Here is a 1,724-nt window from a genome sequence, read left to right on the forward strand (position 1 = left end):
GCAGATTGGGATGATGATTTACCTGAGATAAGCTTACCTGAATTAGATAAGTCAGTAATAGAGCAAGCAAATAGTTATACTCAATCAGAGGTTGAATATACATTAGTTGATTTATTTACAAATAATATAGAAAGTAGCTTTTCATCAATAGCAGTTATTGATTATGAGGGAGAATATAGTTATAAGCCTATATCAGAATATAGTAAAGCAATTAGTTTATATTTACATGATCATAGTTTATGTGAAATAGGTAAATTAATAGGGGTATTAAGTGAGAAAAGCCATAGGCAAGTGGCAGCTACATTAGGGATAATGCAAAGTGGTTCAGGATATTTACCATTACATATAGATTGGCCTAGAGGTAGATGTGATGAAGTGTTATCAGAAGGTAATGTAGAAACAGTATTATTATCTAGATCTGAATATAATGGTTGTATTAAGGGAAGTGAGATAGATGATAAATATAATTGGTTAATAATAGAAGATATTATTAATTATAAGTCTAATACTAAATTAGAAGAATTATCTAAACCAGATTTAGATGATATAGCATATGTAATATTTACATCAGGAAGTACAGGTAAGCCTAAAGGTGTAACCATAACGCATAGAGGAGCTGTTAATACAATCCAAGCTATTAATGATAAATTTAATGTTAATAGTAAAGATAAGATATTAGCTTTATCAGAATTAAGTTTTGATTTATCGGTATATGATATATTTGGTTTATTAGCAGCTGGTGGAACGATAGTATTTCCAGATCAAAAGAAGACCAAAGAGCCAAGTCATTGGTATGAATTGATAGATAAATATCAAATAACTATTTGGGATACAGTACCGCAACTAATGAGTTTATTAGTTGATTATGTAAGAGATAGTAATAAGCAACTACCCTCATTGAAAGTTACATTAATGAGTGGAGATTGGATACCATTAAATCTACCTAAGCAAATTAAAGAAGTATGTCCCAATATAACGGTAATGAGTTTAGGAGGAGCTACAGAGGGAAGTATCTGGAGTATATGGTATGAGATTAAAGATATAGATGATAGTTGGAGCTCTATTCCATATGGTCAAGCTATGCCAAATCAAAAGATGTATATTCTTAATGAAGCTGGTCAACATAATCCTATAGGAGTAATGGGAGAGATTCATATAGGTGGTCAGGGAGTAGCATTAGGTTATTGGCAAGATGAAGAAAAGACCAAAGCTAGTTTTATAGAGCATTCAGAGTTAGGTAGGTTATATAAGACAGGAGATCTTGGTAAATGGGATAGGAATGGTTATATAGTATTTGAGGGTAGGAAAGATGGACAAGTTAAGCTTAATGGCTATAGAGTCGAGTTAGATGAGATATCATCTAAATTATCTAGACTACCTGGGATAGAGAATGCTTTAGTAACAATACAAGATAATCACCTTGTAGGATATTTAGTATCTCAAGGAGAAGATGATGAAACTAAAATAAATACTTATCTTAGTAAGTATTTACCACAGTATATGTTACCGGAAGTTTATTTAAGAATAGATCATTTACCATTAACTAGTAATGGTAAAGTTGATTATAAGAAGCTTCCTAAGGTTGAGTTAATAGATCAAAATAGCTATGTAGGCCCGAGTACAGAGCTTGAAGAAAAACTACGCAACACATCTGCAGACGCACCCCCTCTCCCGACCCCTCCCCACCCCCCCCCCCCCCCCCCCCCCCCCCCCCCCCCCCCCCC

Annotated in this window: 1 protein-coding gene; it reads left to right on the forward strand. The window is 33.9% G+C overall.

Annotated elements, in window-relative coordinates:
• Nucleotides 1–1,724: amino acid adenylation domain-containing protein (locus tag F3D62_RS12545; protein WP_150468581.1), on the forward strand; the 1,724-nt coding region annotated here is incomplete at both ends.

The sequence above is a fragment of the Francisella sp. SYW-9 genome, from assembly GCF_008711465.1.
Classification (GTDB): Bacteria; Pseudomonadota; Gammaproteobacteria; order Francisellales; family Francisellaceae; genus Francisella.